This window comes from Falsibacillus albus (assembly GCF_003668575.1).
Lineage (GTDB): Bacteria > Bacillota > Bacilli > Bacillales > DSM-25281 > Falsibacillus > Falsibacillus albus.
Window position 1 is genome coordinate 60,790 of sequence record NZ_RCVZ01000009.1, and the last position, 15,017, is coordinate 75,806.

Annotated in this window: 13 protein-coding genes; 7 read left to right on the forward strand and 6 right to left on the reverse strand. The window is 43.3% G+C overall.

The genetic code is table 11. From position 1 onward, the window contains the following. Positions 1 to 138: 138 nt before the first annotated feature. Together D9X91_RS13375 and D9X91_RS13380 are read left to right on the forward strand one after the other, a co-directional pair. Positions 139 to 1,077, forward strand: coding sequence for a hypothetical protein (locus D9X91_RS13375; protein ID WP_121681142.1), 939 nt, complete (start codon positions 139 to 141; stop codon positions 1,075 to 1,077). Positions 1,078 to 1,426: 349 nt separating this feature from the next. After that, positions 1,427 to 2,407, forward strand: a complete 981-nt coding sequence (locus D9X91_RS13380) for a phosphotransferase enzyme family protein (protein WP_121681143.1) — start codon at positions 1,427 to 1,429, stop codon at positions 2,405 to 2,407. Positions 2,408 to 2,866: 459 nt separating this feature from the next. Here D9X91_RS13380 and D9X91_RS13385 read toward each other — a convergent pair whose 3' ends face one another. The 3 genes from D9X91_RS13385 to D9X91_RS13395 form a co-directional block, all read right to left on the reverse strand. Continuing rightward, the gene (locus tag D9X91_RS13385) at positions 2,867 to 3,256 is read right to left on the reverse strand and encodes a hypothetical protein (protein WP_121681144.1); all 390 of its coding nucleotides are present in this window, start codon (positions 3,254 to 3,256) and stop codon (positions 2,867 to 2,869) included. A gap of 93 nt (positions 3,257 to 3,349) precedes the next feature. Then, a complete protein-coding gene (locus D9X91_RS13390) occupies positions 3,350 to 6,382 on the reverse strand; it encodes an efflux RND transporter permease subunit (RefSeq protein ID WP_121681145.1) in 3,033 nt (1,010 codons plus the stop codon). Between the two features lie 144 nt (positions 6,383 to 6,526). Further along, complete coding sequence (locus D9X91_RS13395; RefSeq protein ID WP_121681146.1) at positions 6,527 to 7,933, reverse strand: pyridoxal phosphate-dependent decarboxylase family protein; 1,407 nt, start codon at positions 7,931 to 7,933, stop codon at positions 6,527 to 6,529. 107 nt (positions 7,934 to 8,040) lie between these two features. Here D9X91_RS13395 and D9X91_RS13400 point away from each other — a divergent pair, with 107 nt between their 5' ends. From D9X91_RS13400 to D9X91_RS13415, 5 genes are all read left to right on the forward strand, one after another. Beyond that, positions 8,041 to 9,441, forward strand: a complete 1,401-nt coding sequence (locus D9X91_RS13400) for an aminotransferase-like domain-containing protein (protein ID WP_121681147.1) — start codon at positions 8,041 to 8,043, stop codon at positions 9,439 to 9,441. Between the two features lie 89 nt (positions 9,442 to 9,530). Continuing rightward, the gene (locus D9X91_RS13405; protein WP_121681148.1) at positions 9,531 to 10,181 is read left to right on the forward strand and encodes an SDR family oxidoreductase; all 651 of its coding nucleotides are present in this window, start codon (positions 9,531 to 9,533) and stop codon (positions 10,179 to 10,181) included. A 556-nt stretch (positions 10,182 to 10,737) separates the two neighbouring features. Then, the gene (locus tag D9X91_RS22520; protein WP_158598318.1) at positions 10,738 to 10,908 is read left to right on the forward strand and encodes a hypothetical protein; all 171 of its coding nucleotides are present in this window, start codon (positions 10,738 to 10,740) and stop codon (positions 10,906 to 10,908) included. Positions 10,909 to 11,065: 157 nt separating this feature from the next. After that, the gene (locus D9X91_RS13410) at positions 11,066 to 11,788 is read left to right on the forward strand and encodes a response regulator transcription factor (RefSeq protein WP_121681149.1); all 723 of its coding nucleotides are present in this window, start codon (positions 11,066 to 11,068) and stop codon (positions 11,786 to 11,788) included. Continuing rightward, on the forward strand, positions 11,785 to 13,125 hold the full coding sequence (locus D9X91_RS13415; RefSeq protein WP_121681150.1) for a sensor histidine kinase: 1,341 nt from the start codon (positions 11,785 to 11,787) through the stop codon (positions 13,123 to 13,125). Before D9X91_RS13410 ends, D9X91_RS13415 begins: the two co-directional genes overlap by 4 nt. Positions 13,126 to 13,175: 50 nt before the next feature. Here the strand turns inward: D9X91_RS13415 and D9X91_RS13420 are convergent, their stop codons facing one another. The 3 genes from D9X91_RS13420 to D9X91_RS13430 form a co-directional block, all read right to left on the reverse strand. Next, entirely contained in the window at positions 13,176 to 13,952 is a 777-nt protein-coding gene (locus D9X91_RS13420) for a helix-turn-helix transcriptional regulator (RefSeq protein WP_121681151.1), read from the reverse strand. An 18-nt stretch (positions 13,953 to 13,970) separates the two neighbouring features. Continuing rightward, complete coding sequence (locus D9X91_RS13425; RefSeq protein WP_121681152.1) at positions 13,971 to 14,546, reverse strand: LysE family translocator; 576 nt, start codon at positions 14,544 to 14,546, stop codon at positions 13,971 to 13,973. 81 nt (positions 14,547 to 14,627) lie between these two features. Continuing rightward, positions 14,628 to 14,981, reverse strand: a complete 354-nt coding sequence (locus tag D9X91_RS13430; RefSeq protein WP_121681153.1) for a DUF3139 domain-containing protein — start codon at positions 14,979 to 14,981, stop codon at positions 14,628 to 14,630. Positions 14,982 to 15,017 lie beyond the last annotated feature (36 nt).

Below are 15,017 nucleotides of genomic sequence, written 5' to 3' on the forward strand. Positions count from 1 at the left end.
CATGCTGTTATTCCCACGGTTGAAGCGATTCATTTTTTTAAATCTATAAGAAGAAGTTCAGGGCGACCAGTTGTAATGAGAGATTTGAAACTTTTTCCATTCCCCTCCCGTAGAATATGTTATACGGGAGGGATGTTTGTGTTTTCACAGATTAATGAGCGTCTTGTTCAGGTGAAACAGGACGTGCGGAAGAAAGAGAAAATTGAAGCCAAGCTAGCAGATTATCAAAAAGAGTCAGAAATGATAGAGGAAACGATTGCTGGGCTGCGCAGACAGTTTGAGTCCGAAAAGAAGGATGTCGATAAACTGGAACGCGTCAGTCTCGCCAATTTGTTTGCCACCTTGTCGGGAAAAAAGGAAGAGAAACTATCCAAGGAACAGCAGGAAATGATTGTGGCGCAGCATAAGCTGGAAGAAGCCGAGAAATCGAAAAAGGAAATAGAGGATGCCATCCAGGAACTAATTTTGAAGCGATCAGAATTGATACATGTAGAAGAGGAGTATAAAAGACTTCTCCGCGAGAAAGAAAATATGATTAAATACAGCGACTCTCCTTCCGCGGAAATCATGCTGGATCTGAGTGAGCAGGAAGGATTGCTTAAAGCCGGCCTAACGGAGCTATATGAAGCCATTGAAGCTGGAATAGAAGTGGATCGTGCGCTTGACCGGGCCATCGAATCCCTTCGGAAGGCAGAAAATTGGGGTACATGGGATATGCTCGGTGGCGGAATGGTTTCGAGCATGATTAAGCATGACCATATCGATGAAGCGGAAGATTACCTTCATAAAGCGCAAAAGAGATTGCGCCATTTTCAAAAGGAATTGTTGGATGTGGAGGAAACCATCCATCTGGAAGTCGGCATCTCTGGAATGCTGAAGTTTGCGGATTTCTTTTTTGACGACTTCATCGCTGACTTTATGGTCCAAGGAAAAATCAAGAAGTCGCTGGACCAAGCCATCCAACAATCCGATGATGTTTACGACATTTTGTCAAAGCTACAAGAGGAATATGAAGAAAAGGGACGGGAGCTGGAAATGCTCCAAAAGCAGAAACGTGAAATGATCGAGCGTTTGTAACGTTGATTCTTTTTCGAATAAGAGGAAACCCGGAAAAGTCCTGGATTGTTCACAAGTGGATAAAGCGATGCAAGAGATTTTAGGGGATATCCCCAACTCTGCATGTCTTTATCCACTTTTTTTATCTAAATTGTGGGAAGTGATGTTTCAATCATATTTTTTCTTTTTTTATAATAAACCATTTACATTATACGGTAAAATGATTATGGAAGATTTTTTCATTTTTTAAAATGATGGAAGGGGTGACGATTTTTGAAAAGAGTGGTTAAACAAAATCGTATGTTTATGAGAGGGCTTGCTTATTAGCGTAGTTTAGTCCTCTCATAAATAGTGGGAGGAAACAAGCAAAATGATGAAGTTAAATACCATGGATAAAGGGTTGGCTTCGGATGTCGTTGCCAAAAGTCTTATTCAAAATTGGGAACATGACGAAGGTACATTAAAGTTCTGGCGCGCCAGTTCGAACTTCGTCTATGTTTTCGAGAACAACCAAGAGCAGTATTTTCTGCGATTCAGCTTAGATCAAGAGAATTCAATCGGACAAATTCAAGCTGAACTTGAATTCATGGAATACTTGGAATCGAATCGTTATCCTTGTGTTTCTCCTATCCTTTCGAAAAATGGTAAGTATATAGAAACAGTGCAAAATTCAGAAGGAAAGTATTTCTCCGTTGTGTTTAGTTCAGCCAAAGGCATTGCATTGGATGAGGATATTAACGAGCTGCAATGCGAGGACTGGGGAAGGTCGCTTGCTGCTTTGCATCAATTATCGAGGGAGTACGAGCCTTCTGATAAGAAAAGATCGATTTGGCAGGATATTTTACGTAAAATTGATGCGATGTTACAGAGATACCCTGAAGAACAAGAAGCAATTGAGGAACTTGGCAAACTTACTGAACGGCTGACATCGTTTCCGATATCAGATAGTAATTTTGGTTTAATCCATTATGATTTCCAATTGGACAACATATTTTATCAAGAGAATAATCGATCGTTTTGTGTGATTGATTTTGATGATGCGGTTTATAGTTGGTATGCTCAAGATATTGTCACTGCTCTCGATGATTTTCTTGGCGATGATAGTAACTTGGAAGATCCTAAAGTGAAATCATTTTTAAAAGGTTACAGTTCTGTAATTCCGCTGGAAGAGGAGGACATTAGCCAGTTTCCATATTTTCGTAGGTTCATGAAATTATATACCTTCTCGAGATTGCTATGGTCGCTGGAAGGCTGCGAAGTGGAAGAATCACCTGATTGGCTGGATGGACTAAAGTCAAAGTTTAATCGTGTATTAGATGATTTGAGACAGGGGTTTCGAGAGCAGCATTGAGTAAATCGGATAACAGCACTTGTTATGAATGGATAACAAGTGCTGTTTATTTGTGGATTGTACACATGTGGATAAAGGCTTAGGGATTACCCCTAAGCCTTTATCCGCTTTTTGTTTTAAGGGAGAGGGGGCGGAGGGCGAAGTTTGTCGAGAAAAGTAGAATAATCGATATATCGGGATTTTCGTAGATATATTGGTGAATTTCGTAGATATATTGAGATTTTCGAAGATAAATGTGGCAGTTTCGTAGATATCCTGGAACGCTTGCTGCGCGTGGACATGAGGAGGACCGGCAATTCCGCCGCACAGGCCCATTTTGTAGCCATGTTAGGTGAAAAGCCACCGAAATCCTGCTATTTCTCATTCATTTCACACCAAATCGATCCGTTGAGTAGAAGCAGTATGCTTTAATTGATGCTATTTTTGCTTGAAGGCAGGTGATTCTCTCATGTTTATGATTTATTCCATCATATATCGAGTTTTTTCCATCACATATGGTAATTTCTCCATCACATATCGGGGTTTTTCCATCAGTAATGGAGATTTCACCAACAGGTATAGCATTTCACCATCAGGTATCGCACTTTCTCCATCATGATTTGCGTTTTTTCCATCACATAACGTGATTTCTCCATCACAATCCGCATTTATTCCATCACATATCGGGGTTTTTTCATCAGTAATGGAGATTTCACCAACAGGTATCGCACTTTCTCCATCATGATTTGCGTTTTTTCCATCACATAACGTGATTTCTCCATCACAATCCGTATTTATTCCATCACATATCGAGGTTTTTCCATCAGTAATGGAGATTTCTCCCTCAGGTATCGCAAATCTCCACCACATATCGCGGTTTCTCCATCATACCTGATAACCATTCCATCATGGAAATGAGCGTAAAAAAAACCGCAGACATTCATCATCTGCGGCCCTCCAAAATCATTGACTAATCGTAGTGGTCCCTTGGTTTGTTTGCAGCCTTTGTTTCTTGGCTTTTTTGAAATGGAATAGTTCATAGAACGTTGGGATGACAATCAGTGTCAATAGGGTGGATACGATGAGGCCGAAAATGACGACGACGGCCAGCCCTTTTGATACAAGGTTCAAACTCATTGCCGATTCATGCTCGATTAGAAGCGGCAGCATGGCGAATACGGTGGCGAGTGCTGTCATGAGAATCGGACGGAGACGGACGGCGCCGGCTTCCATGATGGCTTCGCGGATGTTCATGGTGGCTTCGTTGTGGCGGATCCGGTCGACGAGCACGATTGCGTTTGTGACCACGATTCCGACAAGCATCAGCATTCCGATTCCGGAAGAGATGTTAATGCTGGACTGCGTGACCACCAATCCCAACAATGAGCCGATCGCAGCAAGCGGCAGCGTAACCAAGATGGCAATGCTGGCGCGGAACGACTTTAATGTCACGAGCAGGATCATGAACACGATGCCGATCGAGAACATGGCCAGTTTGCCCAGTTCGGTCAAATCATCGGATGACTGCATCGCAGAACCGGTGATCTCGGCTTTTGTGTCTTTTCCAAATGTATCATTTTTGTCCCAAGTAGCGATCTCCTTTTGAATCTTGCCGGCTACATCGACCATTTTGTCAGGATCGACTGTAGCGGTTACTTGCAGATAGTGATGGCCGTCTTTGGAATAGATGGTGCCTTGCTGTTCTTTCTCTTCGACTTTGGCGATGGTCGATAATTGAACAGGTCCATCCGCTGTCATCAGCTGCAGATTTTTCAAATCGTCGGCTGATTGGATTTCTTTCAGTGCCCCCAATTTGACTGCAGTGGTCCGTCCGTCCACTTTGATGCTTCCGATCACGGCAGGTTGAATCATGGCGTAGATGGATTTGGAGATTTCCTGGGCGTTGGAAAGCTTTGAGTCAACCGTGATGGCAATGGTCGGTTTTGTATTTTGATCATTGCTTTCGGCGTTTAGAACGCCATCGATCGTGCTGATTTTTTTCCTGACGATATCAGCGGCTTTTTGGATGTCATCTTCATTCTTGCCGACGACATCAACGGAAACAGTCGTTTTATTCGGTCCGAGCATCCCAGCAGTGTCTGCCGTCAATTCCGCATTAGGGAACTGATCTTTTGTTTTTCGGATGGCTTTCACCAATTTAGCGGAATCCGTCCCTTCTTTCGGGAAGATCATGATTTGAGCGAGGCTCGCATCTTGGGTGTTGCCGTATTTGGCAGCATCCTCATTGATTCCCGCCAATGCGATTTGGGTTTTGATCCCTTTTTGTTCAGAAAGGATGCTTTCCATTTTGGAAATTCCGTCTTTTATCTCGTTGAATGGTGTTCCGTTTTGATAGTGGAGCCCGATGGCGATATAGGCGGAATCTTTCTGGTCGACGGACCCTTTCGGCATGCTGACGAATAAGCCGATCGATCCGACGACAACGACAACGACCAGCAAGATCGGAAGCCATTTATGGTTAAGCGACCATTTTAGGACAGATGGATAGAATTTATGCTGCTTGTGCTCTTTCACCTTTACTTTCTTCATCATTCGGCCGCTTAGCGCCGGCACCACTGTCAGTGAAACGAGAAGGGAAGACAGCAGTGAACATGTGATGGTGATGGCGAATGGAGCGACAAGGTCTCTTAATCCTCCCGAAATGATCATCATCGGAAGGAATACTGCGACGGTTGTCAGGGTGGAAGACGTGATGGCAGCTCCCACTTCTTTGACAGCCTCTACGAGAAAGGCAGGTGTCAGTTCATGATCTTTCTTGCGCCGGTATATATTTTCGACGACGACGATGCTGTCATCGACCAGCCGTCCAACGGATACCGCAATTCCTCCGAGCGTCAGAATATTCAAGGTGACGTCAAGGAAGGAAAGTAAAATCAGCGTGATGCACAGCGAAAGCGGTATGCTGACGATGGTGATCAACGTCATTCGGAAGCTTCGCAGGAAGAGCCAGATGATAAGTGTGGCAAATAATGCGCCGGTCAAAACTTCCCTTGTCATCGAATTGATGGAATCCAGGACGGTATTCCCTAAATTCATCATCGTTGTTGCTTGAAGTGTTCCCTTGTATTCTTTATTGATTTTTTTAACCGTTTCCTCCACTTGTTTGCCAAGGGTGACGGCATTGGATGTGGAATCTTTCTGGACGATGATATCGATAAAATCCTTGCCGTTCAAATGGGTGATGTTTTTTGTGTTTTTCTGCATGGAAATGTCCGCAACATCCTGCAATTTCGTGCTGTTGTTCAACTTGATGTTATTCAGGTCATCAAGTGATTCTACTTTTCCTGTCACGATGATGCTTGTTGCTTCATTGTTGATGGTCTGCTCTCCGACTGCAACGGAGGCATTTCTTCCTTGAAGAAGGGTATAGAGTTTCTCTAGAGGGAATTTCGCTGCTGCTAGTTTGGCAGGGTCGACTTTGATCAGGACTTGTTGATTTTCCCCACCGTTCGTGATGACATTCCCGACACCTTTCAGGTCTTGGAACATCGGCATGATCTCATTTTCAACGGTGTTCAATTCTTGATTGCCGATCTCCTTATCAAACGTAAGGCCGAGTTCGACAATCGGAATTTCAGATGTATTCAGGTTGACGACATATGGCTTCATCACGCCATCAGGAAGATGAACCATTGTAATTCGTTCTTGGATTGCCTGTTTTGCTTCTTTGACATCAACGTCAGAATCGAACGTGACGGTCATTTGTGAAAAGTTATTGCCTGTTTGTGCGGCAACGTTTTGTTTTCCTTTGACGCCGTTCAGTGCTTTTTCAATTGGCTGTGTCACCTGTTCATCCATGCTTACCGCATCCATCCCATTTCCAATGGCTGAGATGGTCACGTACGGCTGATCGGCAGATGGCATCAGCTCCATCGGGATCGTGGTATAGCTGATAATCCCAAAAATCATTGAGGCAAGTACTGCGAAAGTCAGTGCAGCTTTATTTCGCAATGCCCATTTTGTAAACCAAGTCATAAAGAACCTCCCCAAAACAATTGTGTTAAAAACAGGTAAATTATACCTTTATTTCCACATGTTGAATAGGGGTTTTTTTTGTTGTTTATTGAAAAATAATTTTACGAAACAAAGGGACTGGTGTTTCTCTTTCTTCCAGTCAGCTCAAGAACCGATTTCTTTCGTAATTCTTATAATTTCTTTTGCTGAAATTTCAATATCCTCATAGCTTGTCTTATAGGAACAGACGCTGATCCTCATAACTTTTTTGCCAAGCCAGCTGGCTCCACCGGCCCAGAAAACGCCAGATGTTTGGACTCTCTTAATCAGTTCTTCCGTTTTGATATCATCGCGGAAATGGATCAACACTTGATTAAAAACGACATCATTGAGCACGTCCAAGCCTTCATTCGACACTATGTCAGCAAAATACTTTGCTTTTTCATGAAGCTCATCTACAAGTTCTGCCACGCCTCTTTTGCCAAGCGATTTAAACGTGGCCCATAATTCTATCGATCTGGCCCTTCTGGACATCTCCGGCGTAAACAACATGCCATCTCGATGCTCGCTGTAGATGATATACGAACCTGTCATGTGCATCGCTTCGACTAACACATCCTTATGTCTACAAAGGATCAGCCCATTGTCATATGGAGCGTTCAATGTTTTATGGCCATCCGTGGACCATGAATCTGCAAGCTGCAAGCCTTTTGTTGCGTGCTCCATTTTGCTTGAAGCCAATGCCCACAATCCAAATGCTCCATCCACATGAACCCACGCCTTTTTTTCATTTGCCAATGAGCATATGGATTCGAAGTCATCAAACGCACCCGTATTGACGTTTCCGGCTTGCAAAATGATTAGCGTTTTATGATCGATTTCAGGAAGTTCATCCACCTTCATCCGTCCTTGATCATCACAAGGTACCCTGATCACCCTTTCGCCGCCAAGCCCGATGATGGATAGGGCTTTAAAAACCGTGGAATGAGCAGCTTCCCCCACCACGACGTTAATTTCAGGTGCATTAAAGAGGCCTTGTTTACTTGCGTCATATCCTAAGTTATTCAGCAAGTAGTTTCTTCCGGCTGTCAATCCGCATAAGGTGGCGGTGGAACTTCCGCCTACAAAGCCAATTCCGGTTTCAGCCGGGAGATTCAAGACATCTTTTGTCCATTTCTCACATACTACTTCCAGCTTGGATGCCACTGGAGAAATTACATACAGCGCTGCATTTTGGTCCCACGTATCCCCAAGCCACTTAGCTCCTAATGAAGCAGGCAGGATTCCTCCGTTTACAAACCCGAAATATCTTCCGCCCGTCTGCGCGACCGTTCCGGCTGAACCGTATCGATTCAAAATCTCGAGGATGGCTTCCGTTTTTTCTGGCTGATCGGCTAAATCTTCATGAAAGTAGTCTAAATTCTGTATATCTTCCGCTTGTGGGTATACATTTCGGTCATGGATCTCATTCATATATTGGAGTGAAAATTCTCGAGCTAGACTAAGCGTATCATCGAGCTTCTCCGACCTGATCGACTTCAAAATATCACTTTCAAAATAGTCTCTCCGCATGTCACTCACCGCCCCTTTGCACTAATATTGGTACAATTAAAATTGTATCCTTGTGAAAGTAGGTAATCAATCTTAGAATTGTATGCAATACAAAAGCAGGTGATGAAATGATTGACCAATATGGAAATGAAATTAATTGGTTTCCCAAACTGAGAGATGATGGCATCCCCAAATATAAACAAATCGCTCAATCGATAGAAGATGATATTAACAATGGGGTATTAAAGCCGGGAAGTGTATTGCCGCCGCAAAGGGTTCTTGCAAACTTTCTTGGAGTCAATCATAGTACAGTGACCCGGGCGTTTAAAAATTGTGAATCCAAGGGTCTCATAAAAGGAACGGTCGGGAAAGGAACTTTTGTCAGCATAGATGCAGGCATCCCTCAAGATCTATTAAGCAGCAATGCCCAATACATCATTGATATGGGAATGGTGTACCCTTTATATGAAGTGAATGACTTGATCGAATCCTACTTAAAAGAGATCTATGAAAATATTGATCATGCTTCATTCTTGAAATATATACCGCCGGAAGGAATCGCCAAACACCGATATATTGGCGCTCAATGGGTAAAGACGCTGGGGGTCGAGTGCAGTCCTGAACAAGTGATTATTACATCAGGTACACAAAACGCCCTTTCGATCATACTTGCGACCTTATTTGAAAAAGGGGATAAAATCATCGTTGATCAATATACCTACTCCGGTTTTAAAAATATCTCCCTTTTATTTGGCATCACACTCATTCCGATAAAGATGACGGAAGATGGAATGGGCATCGATGAGCTAGAAAGCATGTGTAAAAGGGAGCAGATCAAAGGGATATACATGACGCCTGACAATCACAATCCAACCTCCATCACATTATCAGAAGCACATCGGGAAAAAGTCGCAAAAATCATTGGGAAGTACAATCTACTGTTCATCGAAGACGGAGAATTTACTTTTAGTATAGAGGGGAAATATAGACCGATCAGTGCCTACGTACCTGAAAACAGTCTCTACATCGCAGGTACATCAAAGTCGATCAGCCCTGCTTTCCGGATTTCGTATATGGTTTCACCGCTGCCGTATGTAAAAAAACTAACGTTTGGACTGAACAACTTAACCTGGATGGCGTCTCCGTTAAATGCCGAGATGATTTCACAGCTTATTCAGTTGAACTACTACGACCATATAATCGAAACCAAACTGGCGATCATCCGAGAACGAAACTTGTTGGTGGATGAGGTTCTTGGAGGATATGACATCACCGGTTCCGATACTTCTTTTTTTAGATTTTTAAAACTGCCTGGCAGGCTGACGGGAAAAGAAGTTGAAATGAAATGTCTCGAACAAGGCGTTCAAGTCTTTTGCGCAGAAAGATTCCTCGTTCATACACAAGCAGCGAATCATGCTGTCCGCCTATCCGTAAGCGGTCCGCAAACGCTTGAAGATGTAAAAAAAGGCTTGGTCATTCTCAAAAATGTTTTGGAACAATTGAGCACCGAGTCGGAAACGATCATATAATTCTGCTTTTCCGAGCACATCCGCATGCTTGACGACCAGCCTTTCTGGGTATATTACCATTGTTAATATAAATAGAAAGGATGTATTTGATGAAAGTTCTTATTGTTGGAGCAAACGGACAAGTCGGGAAGCATCTTGTTTCCTTTATTCAAGATCATAATGAGTTGGAAGCGAAAGTCATGATTCGCAAAGAGGAGCAGGCGGCCCACTTCAAAGAGCTGGGGACGGAAACGGTCGTGGTCGATCTGGAAGATGACATCCCGTCCATCGCTAAAGCATTTGATGGCGTCGATGCGGTCGTGTTTACAGCTGGATCCGGTCCAAATACAGGCGCAGACAAAACGATTTTAATTGATTTAGATGGTGCCGTGAAAACCATTGAGGCAGCCAAAAAAGCCGGCGTGAAGCGGTATGTCATGATCAGTTCCTATGACACAACACGTGAAGCGATCCAGTCGGCTCCATCATCCTTTGCGCCATATGTAGTGGCCAAGCATTATGCAGACGAATGGCTGAGGGGTACGGATCTCGATTACACGATCATCCATCCAGGTGCGCTGACGAATGAAAATGGAACAGGGAAAGTGAAGGCAGCCACGAAAGTGGAAAGAAATGAAATCCCGCGTGAAGATGTGGCCAGTGTGATTGTGGCCTGTCTGGAAAATGACGAGACGATCGGAAAAGAGTTTCAAGTCGTGAGCGGTGAGATGGCGGTTAAGGATGCGGTTGGTTCTTTATAAATGAAAATGAATGTGCGTAGCCCCTTGCTTGATGCGAGGGGCTTTTTGTTGTGTATGTGGAGGAGGGGCTGGGCGTGGAGTTTGTCGAAAAATGAAGAATAATAGATATATCGGGATTCTCGTAGATATATTGGTCAATTTCGTAGATAAATTCAGATTTTCGCAGATAAATGTGTCAGTTTCGGAGATATCCGTGTAAGCTTGCTGGATCAAGAAGGAATTTTATTGAATGATTCGCCTTATTGGACTTAATTTACAGCGCATTGGTCACTTTTGCGGTCAGATCAGGCAGAATTCTGTACTAAATCTCGCTATTTTCTAATACAAATCACACAGCTGATTGCTCTTTTTGATGATTTCACATGAATTCCATCATGTTTTGAATTTATTCCATCACATTTCGCAATTTTTCCATCATAATACGCCTTGATTCCATCACTGTTGATGGTTTCTCCATCACATTAGCGGTTTTCTCCATCACATACATTTTTTCAACCAAAAAATTACATTAATGGTAATATAGTATTATACCTATACGGATAGGGGGAGGAAATCCATGAATTCAGTTCTCAGCAGTCTGCTCAAAATTGCCGCGTTTCTATCATTTGGAGGGTTGTTGGTCATGCTGGCGTTGAATGTTGATTTTCAACGGCTGGAGCTCACATTATGCTGCATCGGATCGTTAAGTGCCTTTCTTTTGATCCGTGATAGACGGAAGGTTTCATAGACAGAATCGCAAGCCCTTTATCATCTGTAAAGGGTTTTTATTATGGCCGCCAGAATCTATTCCTGATTTCACCCATTTTCACATCTTTTTATATTTATTTTATTTTTCAATGATAGGATAAAACTAAGAATTACAGAATAATTAAGGGTGATGATAGATGAAGAAAAAAATATTGGTCGTTGATGATGATGCAGATATCGTCAGGCTGATTTCGGACAGTCTGCAGTATGAGCAGTTTGATGTGGAAACCGCTCATTCGGGGAAGGAGGCCCTCGAAAAGATCGCTTCTGAGTCGATTGATTTTCTTATTTTGGATATTATGATGCCGGGAATGGACGGGTATGAGGTGTGCCGGAGGATTCGGCAGGACCATGATTTCCCCATTCTGTTTTTGAGTGCGAAGGACCGGGATTTTGACAAGGTCATCGGCTTGGAGATCGGCGGGGATGATTATATGACGAAGCCGTTCAGCATCCAGGAATTGACCTCAAGGATCAAGGCGCATTTTCGGAAAATGGACAGGCTTTATCAAAATTTGATTCCTGCGGATAAGGGTCAGGAACAAACTGAAGCCGCAAGCAGGCAGTCGCCAAGCGCGCTGCACATCAATGAAAAAACGTATGAAGCCTCTCTCAATGGAGAGAAGCTTGACCTTTCAACGAGGGAATTTCAAATTTTGTTCTTCCTTCAGCAGCATCCCCACCAGGTGCTGTCCAGGGAGCAAATCTACGAAAGCATCTGGGGCGACGAATTCGGGGAGATGAATACCGTCACTGTCCACATTAAGAATATCCGGAAAAAGCTGGGGGAGAAGAAAGAGGCAATCAAAACGATTTGGGGAGTCGGCTATAAGTTTGTGCCAGAGGTCTTGGGCGAATGAAGCTGAAGTATAAACTGCCCCTGATTTTTTCAATACTCATCATTCTCTTTGTTTCCTTAAGCGCCTTTTATATCCGAATCGATGTCTCACAGGTGGTCTTGACCAGGATCAATCAGGAGGTCAAGAAGCTGGATGCCGGCAATCAGGCTTTTGTCGATAATCAGGTTCGGCTCCACCCAAATCGGTCTTCGCTGGAGGCTTCGGTAAAAAAAGAAGCCAAAGCACAGCAAATGAATATCTTTTTATATGATCAGACATATGATCATGTTTTAGTGACGGCGGAAGGGACGAAGCGAAAAAACTTTCTTTATTCGCATCTATATCCGGTCAGGGACCAGGCAGGTAGGATCGCGTATTTTATGAAAATTGAGCGGCCATTATCGATCAAGGCACTGGTGACAAAGACGATTTTTACGAAAAGCTTTGTCCTCTTCCTGATCCTGTTATGCTTGATTTTCGTGGTGCTATTCTTATATTTCCAGCATTATATCACGCGGCCGATCGAGCGGCTGAACGAACGGTTATCGGCCGTCTCGCTGTCAAAGTCGCTCCCGGCGCTGTCGAGTGATCGCAAAGATGAAATCGGCGAATTATATACACATGTCAAAGAGATGGAAGAGCGGATTTATGAAACGCAGGCGGAACAGGTCAACATGGTCGGAGCCATTGCCCATGATTTAAAGACGCCGCTCACTTCGATCAATGGCTTTTTGGAATTGATCCAGATGCAGAAGGATTTATCTCAAGCACAAAAAGAGGAATACTTGCAGCTGATCCATAAAAAATCCCGTCACATCACACAGCTGGTCGATGAGTTTTCCCTGTACTCGAAAAATGAAATCGCACTTCAAAAGCTGCAGGTGAAACCGGTGAAAATGGCATCCTTTTTTGAAAATATCGCGGAAGAGTATGAGGCAGAGCTATCCGGGCTCGACTACGAACTGCACTGGAAGCACACATTTTCGCCAAACGATGAAGCGCTGCTGAATGAAACGATGATAAGAAGGGTATTCGGAAACCTGTTCAGCAATATCGTCCGGTACGGTGGGAAGGACTTGAGCGGCATCTATTTGAAAGGATTCATTGAGAAGCATAAAGCCATCTTGACGCTCGAAGACAATGGGATGGGGGTGCCTAAAGGACAGCTTCCATTCATTTTTCAAAAGTTCTTTACGGTCGACAAATCAAGGCAGCGGGAGTATGGCGGCACCGGATTGGGATTGGCATCCTGCAAATCGATCATTGAAAGGCACGGGGGTTCGATCGATGCATTTCAGTCGACGCATGGCGGGCTTGGAATCAAGATCGGGCTGCCGCTGGTGAGGAATGAGGAATGAAACAACAAGGACCCGATTGGATAATCGAGTCCTTGTTTTCGAAACCAGCTTCAATTCACCTGAGACATATACTCAAATGCAGTAGTTCCGTAGACGCTTTTAAAGTGTTTGTTTAGGTGGGGCAAATCAACAAAGCCGCAGTCGGCGACAGCTGTATAGATATCTTTTGTTTTTTCGATGACCTTTTTTGCGCGTTCGACTTTGCAGTTTAGGAAGTATTGATAGGGTGAAATGCCTGTATGATTTTTGAACAATCGAATAAACTGGAATTTTGATAGTTGAAGCTCATGGCAAATATCTTCGAGCTTCAGTACGTTTTTGAGGTTGGATTGAAGCATATCCTTTGCTTTTGCTATGAGAACGGTATCTTTTCGGTGGTCTGTAGAAAGATTCGTTTGAATGAGGCTTTCTGTGAGGGATAAGAGCAGTTCGCTGCACATCGCCTCGTCTTTTCCACTGAAGATGGCTTGAGTAAGATGGATGACTTTTTGTGCCAGGTTCGCATCATACACAATAGGATTTGAAAAACGTACGATCTCTTTTCTCTCAATAATCTCCAAGAGCAATTTCGGATCGATATAAAGCATGACATAATCGAGTCCGGTTTTATCATGCGCCATTCCGTCATGCGCCTGTTCTGGATTAAAAAGCATGACGCCATTTTGATAGGATAATTGTAAATTGCCATCCAGGGTATATTGTTGAATACCGCGCAGCGTCACGCCGACAGCATACTCCTTGTGAGAGTGGGTTTTATAGGTGAAATCCGTCATGCTTGCCGACAACGCCGTAACCCCTGCCGATTTTTTATAGATAAATTTGTTCATTGTAATCACCTCACTTGACTACATCCATATCATGACAGCAGAATAAGCCAAAAATAGTGCCATTACTACATTAACAATCTTACTATGTTTTTGTAAAACCTTCTTGAATATAGTGCCGAAGAGAACCCAGGTGATGAACGCTGAAAATCCGATTAGCGTGATGGCAAAAACGCTTATGGTCAACGCCGGGATTTGGATATAGTGGGGTAAAATAAAGCTGGGTATGACAGTCATGGCAAAGAGCAGCATCTTCGGATTCAAAAACTGCATCAGAAAGCCGGTTCGAAAGGTAGCCGTTTCATTCACAGCTGTCTTTGAGGCATTCTTTTTGACGATCTGATAGGCGAGGTAGAACATATACAAGCTTCCGACTACCTGCATCACAATTAAAATTTTGGGTAGGACAGCGATCAACAGCGTATTCAACATCGTGGAAACGGCAAGTAGGATACCAAAGGCAATCGTTGCCCCGTATGTAAAGTGCATGGCTTTCTTTGTCCCCAAATTATGTGCGGTGGATAGAATGACGATATTCGTGGGGCCTGGCGTGAAAGTGACGATCATACAGTAGATGATAAAAGATGTAAAATTCATGAGGTAAACTCCTTTCAATGGATCCTCATGTAATCTTACATCTTCAGCTTAATGGCATATAGTATGTTATTGCAGAACATGTCATTCCAGATGCCTCAACTTCATTTCATTCAGCCCATTTGAATCATATGTGCCGATTTGCACAATTTGTCCTTCCCGCTCATCGTACCAATACTGCACGTGGGGTTCATCGACAAATTCGACCAGAGTCGATAATAATGCCCCTTCTTTAAATACAACTTCAACATTCCTAATTTCATTGCGTGAGTAGCCTTCGTTGGATAAATGATCAAAGGTGTCTCTTTTCAATGCATGGGCATTATACTTGTATAAGCCAAACAAACCTAAGGGGACAAGGATGGTCAAAAGCAAAAGGACAATCATTCCAACGGCAATAAATTTCATTTTCTTGCTAATAACCTGATTGTGTTCCATGAAAATAGTCCCTTCTATAATTTCTACCCAACGGCT

What these genes read in the sequence shown, in the direction of transcription:
- D9X91_RS13380 (WP_121681143.1), top strand. Translation starts at nt 1,427, where the DNA reads ATGATGAAGTTAAATACCATGGATAAAGGGTTGGCTTCGGATGTCGTT.
- D9X91_RS13385 (WP_121681144.1), bottom strand. Translation starts at nt 3,256, where the DNA reads ATGTGGTGGAGATTTGCGATACCTGAGGGAGAAATCTCCATTACTGAT.
- D9X91_RS13390 (WP_121681145.1), bottom strand. Translation starts at nt 6,382, where the DNA reads ATGACTTGGTTTACAAAATGGGCATTGCGAAATAAAGCTGCACTGACT.
- D9X91_RS13395 (WP_121681146.1), bottom strand. Translation starts at nt 7,933, where the DNA reads ATGCGGAGAGACTATTTTGAAAGTGATATTTTGAAGTCGATCAGGTCG.
- D9X91_RS13400 (WP_121681147.1), top strand. Translation starts at nt 8,041, where the DNA reads ATGATTGACCAATATGGAAATGAAATTAATTGGTTTCCCAAACTGAGA.
- D9X91_RS13405 (WP_121681148.1), top strand. Translation starts at nt 9,531, where the DNA reads ATGAAAGTTCTTATTGTTGGAGCAAACGGACAAGTCGGGAAGCATCTT.
- D9X91_RS22520 (WP_158598318.1), top strand. Translation starts at nt 10,738, where the DNA reads ATGAATTCAGTTCTCAGCAGTCTGCTCAAAATTGCCGCGTTTCTATCA.
- D9X91_RS13410 (WP_121681149.1), top strand. Translation starts at nt 11,066, where the DNA reads ATGAAGAAAAAAATATTGGTCGTTGATGATGATGCAGATATCGTCAGG.
- D9X91_RS13415 (WP_121681150.1), top strand. Translation starts at nt 11,785, where the DNA reads ATGAAGCTGAAGTATAAACTGCCCCTGATTTTTTCAATACTCATCATT.
- D9X91_RS13420 (WP_121681151.1), bottom strand. Translation starts at nt 13,952, where the DNA reads ATGAACAAATTTATCTATAAAAAATCGGCAGGGGTTACGGCGTTGTCG.
- D9X91_RS13425 (WP_121681152.1), bottom strand. Translation starts at nt 14,546, where the DNA reads ATGAATTTTACATCTTTTATCATCTACTGTATGATCGTCACTTTCACG.
- D9X91_RS13430 (WP_121681153.1), bottom strand. Translation starts at nt 14,981, where the DNA reads ATGGAACACAATCAGGTTATTAGCAAGAAAATGAAATTTATTGCCGTT.